The organism is Campylobacter sp. RM9328 (assembly GCF_012978615.1).
Genome location: NZ_LIWF01000007.1, coordinates 90,803 through 109,147, shown reverse-complemented (window position 1 = coordinate 109,147; position 18,345 = coordinate 90,803). Strand labels below are relative to the sequence as shown.

Annotated in this window: 20 protein-coding genes; 14 read left to right on the top strand and 6 right to left on the bottom strand. The window is 34.2% G+C overall.

Annotated features, from left to right (window positions below):
- The 5 genes from CCAL9328_RS06395 to glf form a co-directional block, all read left to right on the top strand.
- Window positions 1–567 (top strand): hypothetical protein (locus CCAL9328_RS06395; protein ID WP_170000281.1); only part of this gene is annotated, 567 nt, incomplete at its 5' end.
- Window positions 568–576: 9 nt separating this feature from the next.
- Complete coding sequence (locus tag CCAL9328_RS11180) at window positions 577–864, top strand: glycosyltransferase (protein WP_096021703.1); 288 nt, start codon at window positions 577–579, stop codon at window positions 862–864.
- A gap of 19 nt (window positions 865–883) precedes the next feature.
- Window positions 884–2,008, top strand: a complete 1,125-nt coding sequence (locus CCAL9328_RS06385; protein WP_096021702.1) for a glycosyltransferase family 4 protein — start codon at window positions 884–886, stop codon at window positions 2,006–2,008.
- A 91-nt stretch (window positions 2,009–2,099) separates the two neighbouring features.
- Window positions 2,100–3,386, top strand: a complete 1,287-nt coding sequence (locus tag CCAL9328_RS06380; RefSeq protein WP_096028350.1) for a glycosyltransferase family 4 protein — start codon at window positions 2,100–2,102, stop codon at window positions 3,384–3,386.
- Complete coding sequence (glf, locus tag CCAL9328_RS06375; protein ID WP_170000280.1) at window positions 3,383–4,498, top strand: UDP-galactopyranose mutase; 1,116 nt, start codon at window positions 3,383–3,385, stop codon at window positions 4,496–4,498. The genes CCAL9328_RS06380 and glf overlap by 4 nt, the downstream gene beginning before the upstream one ends.
- Before the next feature lie 84 nt (window positions 4,499–4,582).
- Here glf and CCAL9328_RS06370 read toward each other — a convergent pair whose 3' ends face one another.
- From CCAL9328_RS06370 to mqnF, 6 genes are all read right to left on the bottom strand, one after another.
- A complete protein-coding gene (locus CCAL9328_RS06370) occupies window positions 4,583–6,592 on the bottom strand; it encodes a motility associated factor glycosyltransferase family protein (RefSeq protein WP_170000279.1) in 2,010 nt (669 codons plus the stop codon).
- Window positions 6,585–7,130, bottom strand: coding sequence for a UbiX family flavin prenyltransferase (locus CCAL9328_RS06365; protein WP_096015827.1), 546 nt, complete (start codon window positions 7,128–7,130; stop codon window positions 6,585–6,587). Before CCAL9328_RS06365 ends, CCAL9328_RS06370 begins: the two co-directional genes overlap by 8 nt.
- On the bottom strand, window positions 7,127–8,302 hold the full coding sequence (locus tag CCAL9328_RS06360) for a glutathionylspermidine synthase family protein (protein ID WP_096015596.1): 1,176 nt from the start codon (window positions 8,300–8,302) through the stop codon (window positions 7,127–7,129). The genes CCAL9328_RS06365 and CCAL9328_RS06360 overlap by 4 nt, the downstream gene beginning before the upstream one ends.
- An 80-nt stretch (window positions 8,303–8,382) precedes the next feature.
- Window positions 8,383–9,030 (bottom strand): MOSC domain-containing protein, encoded by a 648-nt coding sequence (locus tag CCAL9328_RS06355; protein WP_170000278.1) that lies wholly within the window; start codon window positions 9,028–9,030, stop codon window positions 8,383–8,385.
- Window positions 9,018–9,887: a signal peptide peptidase SppA gene (gene sppA / locus CCAL9328_RS06350; RefSeq protein ID WP_170000277.1), complete on the bottom strand. Its 870-nt coding sequence runs from the start codon at window positions 9,885–9,887 to the stop codon at window positions 9,018–9,020. Before sppA ends, CCAL9328_RS06355 begins: the two co-directional genes overlap by 13 nt.
- On the bottom strand, window positions 9,875–11,095 hold the full coding sequence (gene mqnF, locus CCAL9328_RS06345; RefSeq protein ID WP_170000276.1) for an aminofutalosine deaminase family hydrolase: 1,221 nt from the start codon (window positions 11,093–11,095) through the stop codon (window positions 9,875–9,877). Before mqnF ends, sppA begins: the two co-directional genes overlap by 13 nt.
- Window positions 11,096–11,185: 90 nt before the next feature.
- On the opposite strand from mqnF, the gene aroQ reads away from it, so the two are divergent.
- Genes aroQ through fliY form a run of 9 tightly spaced genes read left to right on the top strand, consistent with a single transcriptional unit; the run spans window position 11,186 to window position 18,306 of the window.
- Complete coding sequence (gene aroQ / locus CCAL9328_RS06340; RefSeq protein ID WP_096014120.1) at window positions 11,186–11,653, top strand: type II 3-dehydroquinate dehydratase; 468 nt, start codon at window positions 11,186–11,188, stop codon at window positions 11,651–11,653.
- Complete coding sequence (locus CCAL9328_RS06335) at window positions 11,646–12,659, top strand: M24 family metallopeptidase (protein WP_170000275.1); 1,014 nt, start codon at window positions 11,646–11,648, stop codon at window positions 12,657–12,659. The genes aroQ and CCAL9328_RS06335 overlap by 8 nt, the downstream gene beginning before the upstream one ends.
- Complete coding sequence (gene folK, locus CCAL9328_RS06330) at window positions 12,659–13,144, top strand: 2-amino-4-hydroxy-6-hydroxymethyldihydropteridine diphosphokinase (RefSeq protein ID WP_096015591.1); 486 nt, start codon at window positions 12,659–12,661, stop codon at window positions 13,142–13,144. The genes CCAL9328_RS06335 and folK overlap by 1 nt, the downstream gene beginning before the upstream one ends.
- The gene (gene flhF, locus CCAL9328_RS06325) at window positions 13,144–14,478 is read left to right on the top strand and encodes a flagellar biosynthesis GTPase FlhF (protein WP_170000274.1); all 1,335 of its coding nucleotides are present in this window, start codon (window positions 13,144–13,146) and stop codon (window positions 14,476–14,478) included. Before folK ends, flhF begins: the two co-directional genes overlap by 1 nt.
- Window positions 14,478–15,341, top strand: coding sequence for a MinD/ParA family protein (locus CCAL9328_RS06320; protein WP_170000273.1), 864 nt, complete (start codon window positions 14,478–14,480; stop codon window positions 15,339–15,341). The genes flhF and CCAL9328_RS06320 overlap by 1 nt, the downstream gene beginning before the upstream one ends.
- Window positions 15,342–15,350: 9 nt before the next feature.
- A complete protein-coding gene (locus CCAL9328_RS06315) occupies window positions 15,351–15,695 on the top strand; it encodes a hypothetical protein (protein WP_096014115.1) in 345 nt (114 codons plus the stop codon).
- Entirely contained in the window at window positions 15,667–16,371 is a 705-nt protein-coding gene (locus tag CCAL9328_RS06310; protein ID WP_096028356.1) for an RNA polymerase sigma factor FliA, read from the top strand. The genes CCAL9328_RS06315 and CCAL9328_RS06310 overlap by 29 nt, the downstream gene beginning before the upstream one ends.
- Window positions 16,371–17,480 (top strand): flagellar motor switch protein FliM, encoded by a 1,110-nt coding sequence (gene fliM, locus CCAL9328_RS06305; RefSeq protein ID WP_096014113.1) that lies wholly within the window; start codon window positions 16,371–16,373, stop codon window positions 17,478–17,480. Before CCAL9328_RS06310 ends, fliM begins: the two co-directional genes overlap by 1 nt.
- A complete protein-coding gene (fliY, locus tag CCAL9328_RS06300; protein WP_096022743.1) occupies window positions 17,473–18,306 on the top strand; it encodes a flagellar motor switch protein FliY in 834 nt (277 codons plus the stop codon). The genes fliM and fliY overlap by 8 nt, the downstream gene beginning before the upstream one ends.
- Window positions 18,307–18,345 lie beyond the last annotated feature (39 nt).

Here is an 18,345-nt window from a genome sequence, read left to right as displayed (position 1 = left end):
GCAGTGAAATTCAGTGCTTATAATTATGAAAATGGTAATGCTACTATATTTTATAAAATTTTAGAAAATGATAGTTTTGAATCTTTAGAAGAGTATGCCAATTATATGTATAGGCAAAAAGGCTATCCGAGATGGAATTTGGCTTTTATATTGATAAAAAGGGATATCTATTTAAGAGCTTTTGAAATTTTAGATCTCAAATGTAGGATTACGATGGCTGAGGATGCTTTGATGAGTTTTGTGCTGTGGAGTTTATCTAATAAATTTCGCCATATTAGCGATATTTTATACTATTATCGCAATAATCCTGATTCATCTACTGAGACCAAAAACAAAGAGATAATCGCTAGAAATTCCAAAGATAGAATATTTGTAATTAATAAAATAAAAGAGATCTCAAAAAAGCATAAATTTGATAGGAGAATTACTAAAGTATTTATAGATAATTTGAAAATTTATGAATATTACGATAGATTGATTTATCATCAAATAAGCAAAAGAGTTTTTAAAATTTATGATAAATATTTTAGATTTAGAGAAAAATTAAGAGTTAAATTTGGGATATAAAGGAAAATAATGCTAACCCCAAAAATATCTATAATAATCCCAGTTTATAATGTAGAAAAATATATCAGCCAATGCTTAGACTCAGCAATAAATCAAAGTTTAAAAGATATATTAGCTAAAAGAATCGCATTTTTAGATGAGGCTTTGTATTATTACCGTATTAGAGAAGGCTTTATAATGAGATCTAGTGCAAAAAGCAAAAGAGTGTTTGATATTTTTAAAACTTTTGATTTAATAGAAAATTTCTTAATAGAGCAGAATTTAATGGATGAATTAAAAATTGATTTTATAGGTTAAAGTGGAGTTTGGGAGTTAAATGAACAATAAAATATTGATGGTATACGATGATATTAGTCATGGAGGTGGTGCTGAGAGAGTTATATGTAATTTTAGTAATTCTTTAATTGCTAGTGGATATGAAGTGATGGTTTTTAGTATTACACTTAGTAAGCAATGTCCTTATGAATATCACCAAGAAGTTGCAATTAGATTTATTAAAAAAAATGTAAAACCTAAAGGATTGGCAAAGGTTTTACACGAGATAAAAAGATTGATAATGCCTATAAAAAAATGGAATGCAATCAAAAAAAGAGCCGTGTTTAAGCAAGCAATAAATGAATTTAATCCGGATTTTATAATATGTCATACTCATTTTGATAACAGTTTGACTAAAATATTTAAAAAAATGCAAGATAAAATTATTAAAGTTGTACATAATTCTTTTGATGCTTATGAAAAATGGCAAATAGATCTAAATATTTATAAAAATATCGTTTTATTATCTAATCATGATATTGATAAATTTAAAACAAAATATCCAAATGCTAATTTTTATATCATTCCAAATTTCATCCCAAATATCCCAAATTCAAACACCAATTACTCTCAAAAAGTCGTGCTCTCAATGGGGCGCATAGAAAAAACCAATCAAAAGGGCTTTTTACGCTTAATTGATATTTGGAAGTTAATCCAAGATAGTGGGGAATTTAATGATTGGAAGCTACACATTGTAGGTGATGGCGATCTAAAAGAGCAGATAAAAACTAAGATAGATAATCTAAATTTATCTAACTCTATAATCTTAAAACCATTTACTACTGAAGTTGAAAAAGAGTATCTAAGTGCTAGTATATATGCTATGGCAAGCCATTTTGAAGGTCTTCCTATGGTGCTTATAGAGGCTCAGTCTTATGCCTTGCCAACCATAGCCTTTGATATCGCCACAGGCCCAAGCGATATAATAGAAGATGAAAAAAGCGGATTTTTGATAGAAGATAATAATCTAGATGAATATGCCAATAAACTAAAAATATTAATGCAAGATGAGAATCTAAGAGCCAAAATGGGCGAAAAAAGTAAAGAGATAGTCAAAAATAAATTTAGCAAAGAGGTGGTGATGAAGCAGTGGATGGAGCTGTTTGGGAAGATTAATAAGGAATGAATATAAAGTAGTGGCGTTGCAAGATGCATAATTTTAGCTTGTAAATGGCATATTATAATTCGATTCAAATAAAGAAAGGTTTGATATTTTAATGCAATTAATTAATAAAAAAAGAGCGATAAAACAAAAGGAGAATGTCGATAATATAGTTTTTTTTAATGGTGTTTTAGATATTAGAGCTGGAGGACCTTCTGGATATATAGCAAATCTAAAAGAAAGTATTTCTCAATGCCATATTTCTAGTAGTATTGCCTTTATTTCAATGGATAATGTTATTATTAAAAAGCATCAATATAAAATACAAAAAAACATTGCAAGGATTTTTTCATTATTCATTCCAATAAGAAAATATAGAAAAAAATTAAGAGAAAAAATATTTGCTTTTTTAATCCGAAAGGCATCATTTAATTACTTAGAGATAGATGCGATAGAATATAGGGGATATATCGAGCAATTAGATAAATATCAGTTTAAAACAATTATTTGTCACCATGTGAAGGATGCTATTTTTATCAAAAATTATTTAAAATCTAGAAAAATAGAAGCAAAATTAATGTTAATGTCTCACTCTCCTGAGCCAATGTCAGAAGAAGTGTATCATCATGCGAAATTGAAACAAGATCAAAATGCCGATAAAATTTATGCTATGCTTCAAAAAATAGAAAAAGATGCTTTTAATCAAGCGGATATTTTGGTTTTTCCTAGTAAAGAGGCTATGGAGCCGTATCTGAAAGGTTTAGATTATTTCGAAGAATTAACTAAGAGTAAAAAAGTAATGTTTATTAGAACATGTTGTGCTAGGTTAGATATTGAAAATAGCATTAGAGATATAAGAGAAGAATTTGGTATAAAAACTAAATATATAATATCATTTATCGGCAGACATACCGCTATTAAGGGTTATGATATATTAAAGAGCATAGCAGATAAAATATTAGCTAAAAGAGATGATATAACATTTGTAATTGGGGGGGGGCAGACAAGTGAAATATCGCCCCTTGACCATCCTAGATGGATAGAATTAGGAAAAATACATCCAGCAGATTTACTAAAAATAACAGATTTATTTATTTTACCAAATAGACAAACTTATTTTGATTTGATTTTGATCGAAACTTTGTCATCTGGTGTGCCTATTTTGGCTTCAAATACTGGCGGAAACAAAACCGTATATCAAGACACGCAAGCCATAGAGCTTTATGATAATCAAGATGATTGCATAAATAAAATAGAAAATTTCATCGATACTTCTAAAGAGTATAAAAACCAACAAAGAAAACTCGCAAAGATCGCATATGAAAATAATTACACTTTAGAGCACTTTGCAAAAAATTATAATAATCTTATAATTAATCTTACAAAAGAGTGTGAGCAATGAAAAATTTGGTAGTTGGAGCTGGATTTTCTGGGGCAGTAATCGCAAATTTAATTGCTACAAAACTCAATGAAAAGGTTGTTGTAATAGACAAAAAATGCCATATTGCGGGCAATTCATATGATTATAGAGATAAAAATGGGATTATGATACATAAATATGGTTCGCATATTTTTCATACTTCAAATGAAAGAGTTTGGGATTTTGTTTGTCAATTTGGTAAATTTAATCAATATATGCATAAAGTGATAGCTCTAATCGATGGTATAGAGACTATCATACCTTTTAATTTCAATACTCTTTATGATCTTTTCCCGCAAACAATGGCAAGGCGTTTAGAAGAAAAGCTTTTAGAAAAATTTGAATACAATACAAAAGTGCCAATATTAGAATTTCAAAAACAAGATGATAAGGATTTAAAATATTTATCAAATTATATTTATGAAAAGGTTTTCTTGCATTATACTATAAAACAATGGGGAGTTTCGCCTAGCAATGTTGATGGCGCTGTGACTGCAAGGGTGCCTGTGTATTTAAGCAAGGATAATAGATATTTTCAAGACAAATATCAAGGAATTGCGCTAGAAGGCTATACTAAGCTTATTGAAAATATTTTATTTCATAAAAATATTAAAATTAGATTAAATACTGATTTTAAGGATATTAATAGCAATAAATTTGATAGGATTTTTTATACTGGGTCGATTGATGAATATTTTGATTATAAATATGGACAACTGCCTTACCGTAGTGTAAAATTTGAGTTAGAAGAGTATGAGAGGGAATTTTATCAGTCTAATTCGGTTGTTAATTATCCTTGTAACTATAATTTTACACGAATTCATGAATACAAACACTATCTTCAGGATAAAACCGATAAAACAGTAATTGCCAAAGAGTATTCAGAGGCTTTTGAACTTGGAAAAAATGAAAGATACTATCCTATACCAAAAGAAGAAAATAGAATATTGTATGAAAAATACCTAAAAGAAGCAAATTTGAATAAAAATATTTATTTTTTAGGTCGCTTGGGTGACTATAAGTATTATGATATGGATAAGGCTATTTTACGGGCTATTGAATTGTTTGATGATTTATCGGTAGGTAAAATATAGATTTATATCTTATTTCAGAGCTATAAAACCATCATTACACCGCCAATCAAGGATTGACGGTATTTGCTATTGGGATTGATAGTTTCACTCCCACCCATCAAGTGCGGTTTGGAGTGTGTCAATGGTATTTTCTATCAGGCCTGCTAGGCTAAAGAAGTAGTATCCATGCTGTTTGACATACTCAAAAATCTTCTTATCACGATCGCTCTTACTCTTTTCAGGACGCACCATTAATGTAGCAAAATCTAGCTCTTGATGTAAGCAAAAGTTATATGCCGCACTCATATATACATCATTAAAACTCTTATCACTATCCAAATTTGCTTTTAATCTATCTATGCGATCTTTAAGCTCATAGAATTTAGCATATCTTGGCTCTTTGCCATTTGCTAGATCTGTGTTTGCGGGTTCTACTAATTTGCTAATTTTCTTAAATAGCTCTTTGATTAGATCTTGTTTATCTTTGCCTATTGTGATGAAATTTTCTATAATTTGCTTTTGGGATTGTAGTTTGGCGCGGCTAATATCTGGTGATATCGGTTCTGGTTTTAGTAAATTCTTTTTAATTTTGCTATTTATAATTTCGCTTACAAGCTCACCAAAAGGCCTTTCTATCGTGCCTCTAATCCTAGAGCCACCCTCGGTGGCGTTATAAACTTTCACATCAGTATATGAGCTAATGGCATCTATCATCGCCTCGAAATACTCTCTAAACATATCCCAAATTTTGATCGATTTTACCTGCGTTTTGCCGCCATAACCTAGAGTTGTTGTTATATTAGACTCATACTCTTTAGAGGCGATAGTAGGCGAAGTCTCGCCAAAGACCATTCCCCTAGCGTGAGTGGTGCCATCATTTGCCATGGCTAGATCTTGTCCGATAAATATTATCTGCTTACAGCCAAGCTCTATAGCTAGATCAAAGGCGAAGTGAGCGGTGCTAGGCCCTTTACACATATAGTTTTTCGGATCTTCGCCTAAGGCCTCTTCGAATTTCAAAGGCTTATGAGCAAAGGCGACATCTCGCCCTTTTAAAAGCTTGATTGTATTAGGATGGATAAGTGAGCTAGCGATGAAGGTTATGCAATTATCAAATTCACTCACCTCACTATCAAAAAACGCCCCACTAAGCTCGATTCTCTCCATTGTAGTTACAAAATCTGGCCTAATATTATTTAATTTTAGTATCGGATATGAGGCGTCAGCAGCGATCAAAATGGCATATGGAGCGACACTTCTTAATAGCTCAAGTTGCTTAGTTAAGCTTGGTCCAGTTGAGACGATGATGGCGGTTTGGTTGCGATTGTGATTTAAATTTAAAATATCTTTTAGGCTATAATTAGCATAGAATTTCGGCATATTCTCTACTACATGCTTCATTCCTATAAGGGTATCTTCTGGCGAATTGCCGGCGGCTTTGATATTTAGAAGTAAGATATTTAATAATCTTTTATTTATGCTATTTGCGTTTTGTTTGTAGGTTTGGTCATAATAGTCATTATATATGTGAAAATCATAGTTTTTGGCGTTGTATTTAATCTCTTTTTGATTACAAATTATATGTAGATACGCATCATTTAAAAAGCCAACACAAAATGGTATAAAGCGATTTTCACGCATCTCTTTGCTAAAATCATTTAGGCAAAAAGCGATAAATAATATCTCAATTTCAGGCTCAAATACTACAATTTTCTTATGATTTTTATTTTCTAATAGAGCTTTATAGAAGTTGCCATTGCCAAGCCCATAGAAAAATAGCGATGGATAAAGGGCGTAATCTCTTTTGAATTTATCTAGCATATCGGTTGTATGTTCTGCTGGCGAGCCACTATAAATCGGGGTTTTGGTATGTGTGTTGATGATATTTATATCTAGATTGCCCTTGCCGGCAAAGACATCAAATTTGGTATTGCTTTTTAGGTCATAAATGGCCTTAGCTAGGATAAAGTTAATGGAGCAAAGTGCGATGATATTGTGTATAAAGGCATTAGCGCCGCCATTTGCTTTAATATCTTGGTCTATTGCGTGGTGCAAGGCTTTTACTGCTTGGGGATCGACTTGGTGATTGTAGTTTTTGTTAAAGATATTATCCATTCCATCGCCTTATTAGATTGTGTTTGATATGTAGATTGTCTAGCCATTTTGCTATGATGAAATTCTCAGCTTCATCAATGGTGCTAGGATTAGTATAATAGCCCAAAATTGGTGGCGCTATCCCAACGCCTATACTAGCTAGATCAGCCATCTGTCTAAGAGATATAGCACTAAGTGGCGTCTCACGCACTCCTAGAACTAAATTTCTACGCTCTTTTATCATCACAGATGCCGCTCTTAAGAGTAGATTATCGCTTATTGCGCAACTGATTTTAGCCAAGGTATTTATAGAACAAGGCGCAACTATCATCGCATCATACATAGCCGAGCCACTAGCTGGTGGTGCGGAGATATCGCTATTATCATATATTTGAGCGCCATCAGCAATTTTAACGCTTAATTGCTCTTTTTGTATTGATAGCTTCGCATTTTGCGTGATAATAAGAGTTGTATCTATGCCTAAATTTAGCGTGGTATTAGCTAGTTTAATCCCAAGATGAGCCCCGCTAGCTCCACTTATTGCGACTATTAACTTCACTCTATTATATGTCCTACAAATTTAGAGTAATTATCTATGATATCTTTGCCTTTTCTAAAGCCCAAAGCGCACCCCTCAAAAGCAAAAAACACCCCAGCTTGATAGCTATCGCCGTTACTATCTTTGGCAAATTCAGCGAATTCTTGATATAGGAATTTGCCATTATCATACTCACCGCCATTTTGGGCTTCTATATTGCCATCGCTATTTATGATAGATACATTTGCTCCTTCTCTAGCTAAAAAGGGCTTTTTGACCTGTTTTTTGCCTTTTAATGGCTCGAAGCTACTTTGTAATAAAAGCGGATGATTAGGGTATAAATCCCATAAAATTTTCATAATTCCTTTGCTTTGAAATAGCAATGTGTAGGCGGGATTTAGGATTATGGCTTTTTGGTTGTTTATTATATTTTTGATTATTAAGGCTAGGTCGCTCTCATCTATGGCTATCATCTCCCAAGGAATAAGCTTAAACCAATACTCCCAATTCTTCTCATTCCAAAATATCCCCTCATCATCATCAAACCCAACTTCATCCACAAAAGCAAAACCGCACTCAAACCCAGCGTCCCTAGCGGCCGCTTCTAGCAATCTAGTGGTATTTTCATCTTCATTATTACCAGCAATAGAGCTAAATAGAATCTTCCACCCCTCATAATACTCATCAAATTTGCTAGTATCTTCTTCAAGGGTGATTAATCTTTTGAAATTCTCCACCAATGCTTCATATAGATTATTAAATTGCTTAGCTTCATTTATATTATTAAATTTCAGCATCGCCCATTGTATAATCGCAGTCTCAAACAAACTTGTAGGCGTATCAGCGTTAAATTCAATAAGCTTAATAGGCTTACCATCTATACCACCAGCAAGATCAAATCTACCATATATATGCCAATGAACATCATTTTCCCAACTAGCTTTGATGATATCAACTAGATTAAATGGAATTCCAAGCTCATGAAATAGATCATTATCGATCACATACTCAGCCGCAGCCACATACATATCATATAGCTCATTTGCTGCTTCATAGAATTTCTCGGCCTCATCATCTGTGATGGATACTAGCTCATCAGCGATATATCTACTACCATCTAGATCGGTATGCCAGCCAAATCCGATGCTCTCTAAATATCCATTATCAAGTGGATTAATCTTTTTTAGTTTCACTTTTGTCCTTTTGAGATAGTTTGATTTGTGTTATTATATTTTGGTAATTTAAATTTATTATTTGCTAAATTTGAATTTAGCTATATCTTATACATATAACTATCATCATATGCTCCTTTTAGGCGGGCGGTTATGGTATCTTTCCAGCTATTTTGGATATTTGTGGATTGGAGTTTGGGGATGAGGTTTAAATGCTCTTTTGGGGCGTAAAATAGCATATTTAGCTCCATTATGCTTAGATTATTTTGATTTTGAGATATTATCTCTATCTCATCGCCACTTGTGATTATGCCAGGTTTTAAAACTCTATAATACCAGCCACTAAGGCCATTTTCAAAGATAAATTTAGAGATTTTAGGGGCTATTATTTTGTTTAATTTCGCACAAGGCTTTCTAGGTTGGCTAACTTCTAAAATAGCTGAGCCAATGCGGTGAATATCGCCGATATATACGCTCTTTTCATCAATATCTAAGATGGTTAAATTCTCACCCATTTGACCAGGATTTAGAGATCTATTAGCAAATTTATTAAAGATTTTATAGTTGCTAAAAGCATTAGCAAAAACAGCTTTATCCACGCCGCCGTGATGCTTTGTATCGCTTAGATTATCATCTTTAACGCCATTAAAATCACAAATTATGCTACCTACACTATGCTTATCCATCGCACTGCTAAACTCGCCATAATCTTTGATAATGCCTATATTTACAGATTTTACCACTGCCATAATACGCTCTTTTGGCTTAATGAGTTTGTGATTAAATTTGCGCTTTGTTTTGCGATACTACTCATAAAACGCTCTATTGCTGGGGCTTCATACCATATGTCTAGCTTCACTTGACTAAGCTCTTTTAGCCTAGATTTTGCCTCATCGTAGGTTGAGATCTTGTCTATTAGGCCTAAATTTAGGGCTTCACTAGCTAAAAATACTCTAGCATTTGCCCACTCATTAGAGCGATTAAGATCTAAATTTCTAGCATTTGCCACATCTGTAGTAAATAGCTCATAGCTCCTATCTACCAATTTTTGCAATTCATCTCTTTCGGCCTTGCTCCACTTTCTAGTATAGGTGCCTGACTCTTTATACTCACCAGCCTTTACTACTTGGGCACTAATGCCGATTTTATCAGCTAATTTCTCTATATTTGGGGCTTGTAAGATAACGCCGATTGAGCCTATGAAACTTCCACGATTAGCATAAATTTCATTTGCACCAATGGCTGCGTAGTAGCTACCACTAGCCATTGTCCCGCTAGCGTAGGCTAGCACCGGCTTTAAGGCTTTTAGTGAGCTAATAGCATCGCTAATGGCTACACTTGCGCTCATATCGCCACCAGGGCTATTGATGTTGATTAAGACCCCTTTGATAGCTGGGTCTTTGGCTAGTTCTATTTGAGCTAAAAGCTCCTTATCATCCAAGATAGCTCCATTTAGCGATATCTCCATTAAATTTGCCCTATTAGAATTAGAGCTATTTACAACAATCAAAATGACAATAAGCACAAAAATCATACTTTTGAAATAGTTATTGATAAATTTCAAAAGCCCTTTAATAGGTGATAAGATTAAATTTAAAATTCGCATTTTTTTCCTTTTATATATAGTGATTTAGCAGATTTGGTGTGAAGGATGAGATTTATATATAATTGATTGGTATCACTAGCATCAAATCCATCGAAAATAGCGATATCAGCGATATTGCCAACCTTTATTTGACCAAGATTTAATCCCATAGCTTTGGCGGGATTTATGGTGACTGATTTAATAGCGAATTTGGCTAGGTCGCTTAAATCCATATCGCTATGAGTTATTAGCATTGCCCTTAGCTCATCCCAGATATTTAAGCTGATATTTGAGCTTAATCCATCTGTGCCAAGTGAGATATTGATACCATTTTTAAGGGCATTTGATAGATCAAATTTAGCACTTAAAAGCCTATTAGAAACAGGACAAGTAACAATAGAATGAAGTGATTTATCCATTAAATTTAGATAATCTTTAGCAAAAACAGAGTGGATAAATAGCGTGCGAACACCGCTAAAAAGCTCTATAAATTCACTTGGAGTATAAAATGGCTTAGCAAGATTATTAAACTCTTTAAAAAAATTGCTAAATCCACCATTACCGCTTTCTAACCAAAGCTTCTCATCTAGGCTTTCCATAAAGTGTGTAGAGATCATCATATCTGAATTTTTGGCTAAATTTATAGCTTTTTTGGCTAAATCTATATGAGTAGAATAGGGCGAATGAACGCTAATAGCAGGGATAAAAAGATCGCTTTTTAGCTCATTTGCGGCCTTGAAACGGCTTAAAAACCCATCCCATTGCTTATCTAAAATCGCCGCATTTGAGCCTAAAATTTCACTAAAATATATAGTCCTAATAGCAGATTTAGCGCATAAGCTCGCACTAAGCCCAAAGCTAGAAATCTCACCGATCGTGCCTACACCGGCTCTAAGCTGAGTATTAATAGCGTTTTGGATATCTGAAATTTTATCGCTATTATCAAATTTATTGCTATTTGCGATAATGCTTCTTAACCATAACAAAAAATCGCCATAATCTAGCGTAGTTTTGTTGCTACTATACTCTAGATGGATATGCGGATTAATGAGAGCTGGCATAGCGATATCATCGCTAAAATCTAGGATTTGAGCATCTTTATACTCATTTATTAGCTCATCAAATTTGGCGATTTTTTCGATTTTGTCGCTAAATGCGATGGCGGAATTTTCTAATATATCTAGGCTTTCATTACACAAAATTATAAATTTAGCTTTTAATATTTTCATAAATTTCCTTCAAAAAAGCAGACATTATAGCCAAAATTTAGCCAATATTTTGTAAAATAGTTGCCATTAATTTTTTATCGGAGTAAAATTATGAAAATAATGGTAATCCAAGGTCCAAATATCAATATGCTTGGCAAGAGAGATCGCAGAATATACGGCTCTATGACAATGAGCGATATACATGAGCAGATGAAGGCAGTAGCGGATCAAGCTGGGGTTGGGATTGAGTTTTTTCAAAGCAATTTTGAGGGCGAAATAGTTGATAAAATTCAAGAGTGTTTGGGTGAATTTGATGGTATTATCATAAATCCAGCCGCTTATACTCATACTTCAATAGCCATTAGAGATGCCTTGGCAGCTGTGAATTTGCCTACTATTGAGGTTCATATTAGCAATATTTATCAAAGAGAGGAGTTTCGCCATAAGAGCTTAATAGCGCCTGTTTGTGCTGGGCATATCGCAGGATTTGGGCCAATTGGGTATCATTTGGCTATCATTGGTATGCTTCAAATTTTTGAGCAATTAAAGCGTATGGAGTCAGCTTCTCAAAATGCTTAATTATATCTTAAAAGATGAAAATGCCGTATATTTCGAGTGCGGTTATAGCTGTGATAATGAGATTTTTATTAAATTCCAAAATAGGGGATTTTTCATAACAGATTCTAGATATGCGATTGAGGCTAGAAGTGTTATATTAAATAGCGAAGTGATCGAGTCAAGAGATATTATCAAAAGCGCAAGATTGCTACTAAGAAGTCTTGGGGTGCGTGATATGATCTATAATCCAAGCGATTTTAGCTATTTTGATTTTGTAAATCTTAGTCGTGATTTGCATATAAATTTCATAGCTAAAAATGAATTTTCTAAGCTAAAAAGGCAGATAAAAAGTAGCTTAGAGATTGAAATTTTAAAAGAAGCAGCAAGACTTGGAGCTAGTAAATTTGATGAGTTATCGCAGGCAATAAGTAGTGGAATGAGCGAAAAAACGATAAATTTCAAGGCTGAAAATATATTTAGAGATGGTGGGAATTTAGCTCTTAGTTTTACTCCTATCACCGCTATAAACGCTAATGCGGCTAAGGCTCACGCTTTGCCACTTGATGAGCGGATCAAAATCGGTGATTTATTGCTAGTAGATGCTGGGGTGAAGTATCAAAGATATTGCTCAGATCGCACTAGAACGGCGGAATTTAAAGATGGATTTAAATTTACAAAAGAGCAGAAATTTTCAAATTCAAAACAAAATGAAATTTATCAAATAGTAAAAGAAGCGCAAAATTTAGCTATCAAAGCAGTCAAACCAGGAGTTAGGGCGTGCGATATAGACGCAGCGGCTAGGGATTTTATAGCTAAAAATGGCTATGGGGAGTGCTTTTTTCACTCTACAGGGCATGGGGTTGGGCTTGATATACATGAGTTTCCGATAATCAGCCCTAAAAGCACAACTATCATAGAACCAGGGATGGTATTTAGCGTTGAGCCAGGAATTTATATAGAGAATGAATTTGGCATAAGAATAGAAGATGTCGTAGTAGTGACTAATGATGGGTGTGAAGTGCTTTGATGGATAGAATTTGCGTTGATGGGGCTAGGATGTTGCTTAGGAGTAGGTATTTTCCTAATGAATTTAACCCACAAGCCCCGCACAAATATACCGCTATAATCGGTCTTGGTGGCAATATCGGTAACACAGCAAAGATATTTGATAGATTTTTAAATTTGATTTTAAAAGATAGGAGATTTGCTATCATTCAAAGCTCACCAATGCTAGTAAATAAGGCATTTGGGTATGTTAGTAGGGATTATATAAATGCTGTTATAATCCTTAAAACTTCTTTATACGCTAAAGAAATTTTAAGGATTATGCAGCATTTTGAAAAGAGATTTAAACGCACTAGGGAGTTTAGAAATTCGCCAAGAACTTTGGACTTGGATATACTATATTTTAGTGCTAAGAGTTATAATAATAAGATTTTAACCTTGCCACATCCAGGGGCTAATAGCAGGGCGAGTGTATTTATCCCATTGGGTCTTATGAAAGGAGTATGATGGCTACAGTTTTAAAGACTTTTACAGGAGAGAGTGCGATAGAAGCACTAAAAAAGGCCAAAGAGGAGTGTGGCGAGAGTGCTATGCTAGTAACTACTAAGCAAATTCAGCCTAAAACCTTAAACAAAAAACCTCTATATGAGATTTTAGTAAGTGTAGAAGAGAATCAACCACCAAAAAGCACCGATGAAAAGGGCAAGCAAGCTCAAATCAATCAAATTCAAAAGCAGATCGCAGCCTATACACTAAGCTCAAATCAACCCCCAGAGCCAAATAAATTTAATCAAAATAACAACCCAATAGAACAACCCAAAAAAGATAGCAACGATATCTTGCTTAATATCTCACAAGCTGCTAAGGAGATTAGCAAGGTTGCAGGTGTTAGCAACGAGACGAGCGATAAGGGCTTAGAATATGATAAAAAGATAGATGAAGTAGCAAAAGAGGTTAATAAACTCAACCAAAAAATCTCTATGATAGCTGATATGATATGGGATGATAGGTCTGAAAATCGTGATGATATCATTATTCCACCTGAATTTGCTACTATATATAAACTAGCTAAGCAAAGCGGGATGAAAAGCGAGCATTTAAAAGGCATAATGCAAGCCACAATCGAAAATATGCCATCATCTATGAAGAGCAATCCAACCACGGTAAAGCGATATTTTTACTCACTTTTGCGCAATATGCTACCTTGTAGAAGTGAGAGCTTTGATAATAAAAAGCAAAGAATTATGATGCTAGTAGGCCCTACTGGCGTAGGCAAGACTACGACCCTTTCAAAACTAGCTTATAAATTTGCTCATGGCGATCAGATCAGATATAAAACAGGGATTATAACCCTTGATACATATAGGCTTGGGGCGGTTGAGCAGCTGTTTCAATATGCTAAGATTATGAATATACCGATACTTGACGCGATTGAGCCTGAGGATTTTAGATCAGCTATTAAGAGCTTATCAAATTGCGATTTAATCTTAGTTGATACGATGGGAAGTAGTCAATATGATAGAGAGAAGTTGGTGCGACTTCATACATTTTTAAAAGAGTGCGGTAGTAAGATTGATGTGAGTTTAGTGGTATCAGCTGGGTCAAAAATCGATGATTTATTGGAGATTTATAATAACTTTTCATCTTTGGATATTGATACTTTGATTATTACTAAATTTGATGAAACTAAGATATTTGGCAATATATTCTCTCTTATTTATGAAACGGGCGTGCCTGTTAGCTTCTTTTCAACTGGGCAAAATGTCCCTGATGATATTATGGAGGCTAAAAGCGAGTTTTTGGTTGGTTGTGTTTTAGATGGATTTAAAGGAGATGAGTGATGGATCAAGCAGATAAATTAAGAGAGTTAATGATAGCTCAAAAGATCAAAAAATCAACCCATTTTATAGCCATCACTAGCGGAAAAGGCGGAGTAGGCAAATCCACAGTAAGTGCGAATTTGGCTAATCTTTTAGCATCTAGTGGATATAAAATAGTGCTATTTGATGCTGATATTGGGCTAGCGAATTTAGATGTTTTGTTAAATGTTAAAATCAATAAAAATATGCTAGATGTGTTAAAAGGCGAATGTCCGCTTGAAGATATATTGATCAAAGTTAAGCCAAATTTAACACTAATTCCAGGTGAGAGCGGAGATGAAATTTTTAAATTTAATGATCAATTTTTATATGAGAAGTTTTTAAATCAAGCATCAATTTTAAAAGATGTTGATTTTGTGATTATAGATACAGGAGCAGGGATTGGCTCTAGTACTCAAGTATTTTTAGAAGCGTGTGATGAGATTATAGTAGTTACTGTGCCTGATCCAGCGGCGATAACTGACGCTTATGCTACAATTAAAGTTATTTCTAAAACAAAAAGCGATGTTTTTATGCTAATTAATCAAACAAGAAACGAAGATGAAGCGCAAAAGATATTCCAAACTATCAAAATAGTAGCTGACAAAAACATCACTCATAATCTAAATTTAAGCCTTTTAGGTTGGTTGCCAAGTGATAAGGTTGTATCAAAGAGCATTAAGCAAAGAGCATTATTTACCACTGATGCGCCGCACTCTCTAGCTACAATTCAGCTTAAAAAAGCGGCAAATAATCTACTTGAGAAATTGGAACGAAAAGTGCTTGATACTAGCGAAGATAGAAGTTTTGCTGGCTTTTTCAAGCGTTTAGTAGAGCAGTTTTAAAGGAATTTTGTGAGAGCAGATAATTATATAGCATTTTTTACAGTGTGTGGATTTTTCGTAGGTCTTATGTTTGTTATTCTTAAGATCGAAGATCCTGTAGAGATTGTTGTTTATACCTTGCTTATCACATTTTTTTTCTATATTATCATCCATATTGTGGTTATGAACTATATAGATGCCAAAAAGATTGGTCTAAAGATATTTAACAAAGAGCACCACGAAGAGATAAATGATTATCTCATTACAGAGCTTGCTATTAGAGAGCGTAAGCTTGATAGTATTGTTTTACACTTAGACCAAAAGCTCAAAAAATCAGGTAAAAAGCATGAACTACGCAAAGCAAAAGCAGCTTGATATATATAAATCTCAAATTAAAAAAGAGCAAGATGATTTAGTAATTGCCTATATGCCAGCTCTAAAAGCTATGGCTTATAGGCTTAAATCCCGTTTGCCTAGCTCGGTAGAAGTTAGCGATCTAATCAGCGTAGGGAGCGAAGCTATGGTAAGGCTAAGTCATAGCTATGACAAGAGTCAAAATGATAATTTTTGGGGTTATGTCAAGCAAAGGGTCTATGGCTCGATGTTAGATTACCTTCGCACTCTTGATAGTATAAGTAGAAATAGCCGTAAATTAGTCAAAGATATAGATCGTTTAGTAGATGAATACTATAATAGACATCAGAGCGAACCAAGCGATGAGTATCTTGCTAAGGCCTTAAATGAGGATATAAGCAAGATCAAAGAGGCTAGGAATTTAAGCGATATAGCATCTGTTTTGCGTTTAGAAGATCAATATGAGTTATTAAGTGAGTATAATACAGAAGCACAGATAGAAAAAGATGAGCTAATAGAGCATATTAAATTGATTTTAAATGAATTTAGTGAGCGTGACCAGATGATAATCCAGCTATATTATTATGAAGAGTTGAGCTTAAAAGAGATAAGTGAAATTTTAAATATAACAGAGTCTAGGATTAGTCAAATTCACAAAAGACTTATAACCAAAATTAGAGAAAGGCTAGGCTTTTAATGGCAGATATTTTAAGTCAAGAGGAGATAGATGCGCTTTTACAAGTTGTAGATGATGATGGAGATGGGCAGAGTGCTGATATCCCAGAGCACATAGAAGAGCCTAAACAGGTTGTTATATATGACTTTAAACGCCCAAATAGGGTTAGTAAAGAGCAGTTAAGAGCAGTTAAGGGGATACATGATAAATTAGCTAGAAATCTAGCATCGCAAATTTCAAGCATTATGCGTAGCATCGTTGAGATTAGGCTTCACTCGGTTGATCAGATGACTTATGGTGAGTTTTTGATGAGTTTGCCAAGTCCAACTAGCTTTAATGTATTTTCTATCAAGCCACTTGATGGAAACTGCGTCTTAGAGATCAATCCTAGTATCGCATTTCCTATGATAGATAGACTTCTTGGTGGCAATGGCGATGGATTTGATAGTAATAATAGAGAGCTAACTGATATTGAGGTTAATCTTTTGGATGCGATTTTGCGTATTATTATGCAACGGCTTAAAGAGTCGTGGTCGATGATTACAGATATGTATCCAAATGTCGAAGCCAAAGAGTCTAGCCCAAATGTCGTCCAAATCGTTAGCCAAAATGAGATTGTCATTATGGTTGTTATGGAGATTATCATCGGAAACTCAAGCGGAATGATAAATTTATGCTATCCAGTTATCTATCTTGAGCCGATTTTAAGTCGCCTTGCTAATCGTGATATTATGCTTGGCGAAACCAGTGCGAAAAAGAGCCGTAACAAAGAGCTTAAAACCTTAATTGGTCGTGCTGAGGTGTTATATGAGGCGATTTTGGGTAAGACTGTGATTAGTGTGAGTGAGTTTTTGAATTTAGAAGTTGGCGATATATTAAGGCTTGATCGCAATGCCGATGACAAAGCCATAGTCTGTATAGATAAAAAAGAGGTATTCTTAGCCCAGATTGGAATTCATCGCTTTAGCAAATCTATTAAATTAGAAGAGCTTATCAAAACTGATAGAGATGAGATAAAAGCGATCTTAGAACAATATGAAGAGGATAGAAAAGCTAAATTAATGGCATATAATGAGCCTGAAGAAGATAGCGACGAAGATAACGAAGAAGAGGATGACTACGATGATTAGATTTTTTGAGATTTTCAAAAATGAATTGAGTGCGACAATAGAGGGATTAACAGGTGCTACGCCGCAGATATCAGATCCAGCTGAATACGACGCCCCAACGCAAAATGGTATTAAAACTCCAGCTGTGATAGCTAATATAGCTCTAAGTGGCGATATAAATGGCAAGATGAATATCGTAGCTTCTCCACTTTTGCTGACTGCGATAAATGACTTGATGCTAGGCGAAGAAGAGCCAACAGGCAATGTAGTAATCGGTGATGATGAGCTAGATGCTACAAAAGAGATATTTTCGAATTTGCTAAGTGCTATCACAACTAGCCTTGGTGCGGCTAAGGATATGCCAAAGATAAATTTCACTATCAACGCAGTTAAGTATATCGATGAGAATCAAATTTTGGATTTTACCTCATTTGAAAAGATGTTTTTGTATCAAGTTGGCATAGCGAATTTAAGCGAGATGATGGGGGTTTGTATTGATTTTGCGTTTTATAAATACTTTCATAAAACAGAATCTTCAAACCAAAAAGAGAATAAATCAGAGCAAAAGCACGATCTAAGCGATGAGATTAGAAATATCGGGCTAATTATGGATGTAAGGCTACCGATTAGGGTGCGCATAGGATCTAAAAAAATGCTATTAAAAGATGTATTATCTATGGATATTGGCTCTGTTATTGAGCTAAATCAGCTAGCAAATGATCCGCTTGAAGTCTTAATAGGTGATAAGCCAGTCGCCCTTGGCGAAGTGGTGATTGTAGATGGTAACTTCGGTGTCCAAATCACAGAAATCGGCACCAAAAAAGAGCGCTTAGAGCAACTCAAATAAATTTCTTATTGTCTCTAAATTTGCTATGAATTTAGCAAA

Excerpts from the sequence above, each read along its gene's own strand:
- CCAL9328_RS06310 (WP_096028356.1), top strand. The coding sequence starts at position 15,667 with ATGAACTACGCAAAGCAAAAGCAGCTTGATATATATAAATCTCAAATT.
- sppA (WP_170000277.1), bottom strand. The coding sequence starts at position 9,887 with ATGCGAATTTTAAATTTAATCTTATCACCTATTAAAGGGCTTTTGAAA.
- CCAL9328_RS11180 (WP_096021703.1), top strand. The coding sequence starts at position 577 with ATGCTAACCCCAAAAATATCTATAATAATCCCAGTTTATAATGTAGAA.
- CCAL9328_RS06355 (WP_170000278.1), bottom strand. The coding sequence starts at position 9,030 with ATGGCAGTGGTAAAATCTGTAAATATAGGCATTATCAAAGATTATGGC.
- mqnF (WP_170000276.1), bottom strand. The coding sequence starts at position 11,095 with ATGAAAATATTAAAAGCTAAATTTATAATTTTGTGTAATGAAAGCCTA.
- fliM (WP_096014113.1), top strand. The coding sequence starts at position 16,371 with ATGGCAGATATTTTAAGTCAAGAGGAGATAGATGCGCTTTTACAAGTT.
- CCAL9328_RS06380 (WP_096028350.1), top strand. The coding sequence starts at position 2,100 with ATGCAATTAATTAATAAAAAAAGAGCGATAAAACAAAAGGAGAATGTC.
- flhF (WP_170000274.1), top strand. The coding sequence starts at position 13,144 with ATGGCTACAGTTTTAAAGACTTTTACAGGAGAGAGTGCGATAGAAGCA.
- CCAL9328_RS06385 (WP_096021702.1), top strand. The coding sequence starts at position 884 with ATGAACAATAAAATATTGATGGTATACGATGATATTAGTCATGGAGGT.
- CCAL9328_RS06335 (WP_170000275.1), top strand. The coding sequence starts at position 11,646 with ATGCTTAATTATATCTTAAAAGATGAAAATGCCGTATATTTCGAGTGC.
- CCAL9328_RS06370 (WP_170000279.1), bottom strand. The coding sequence starts at position 6,592 with ATGGATAATATCTTTAACAAAAACTACAATCACCAAGTCGATCCCCAA.
- CCAL9328_RS06320 (WP_170000273.1), top strand. The coding sequence starts at position 14,478 with ATGGATCAAGCAGATAAATTAAGAGAGTTAATGATAGCTCAAAAGATC.
- glf (WP_170000280.1), top strand. The coding sequence starts at position 3,383 with ATGAAAAATTTGGTAGTTGGAGCTGGATTTTCTGGGGCAGTAATCGCA.
- aroQ (WP_096014120.1), top strand. The coding sequence starts at position 11,186 with ATGAAAATAATGGTAATCCAAGGTCCAAATATCAATATGCTTGGCAAG.
- folK (WP_096015591.1), top strand. The coding sequence starts at position 12,659 with ATGGATAGAATTTGCGTTGATGGGGCTAGGATGTTGCTTAGGAGTAGG.
- fliY (WP_096022743.1), top strand. The coding sequence starts at position 17,473 with ATGATTAGATTTTTTGAGATTTTCAAAAATGAATTGAGTGCGACAATA.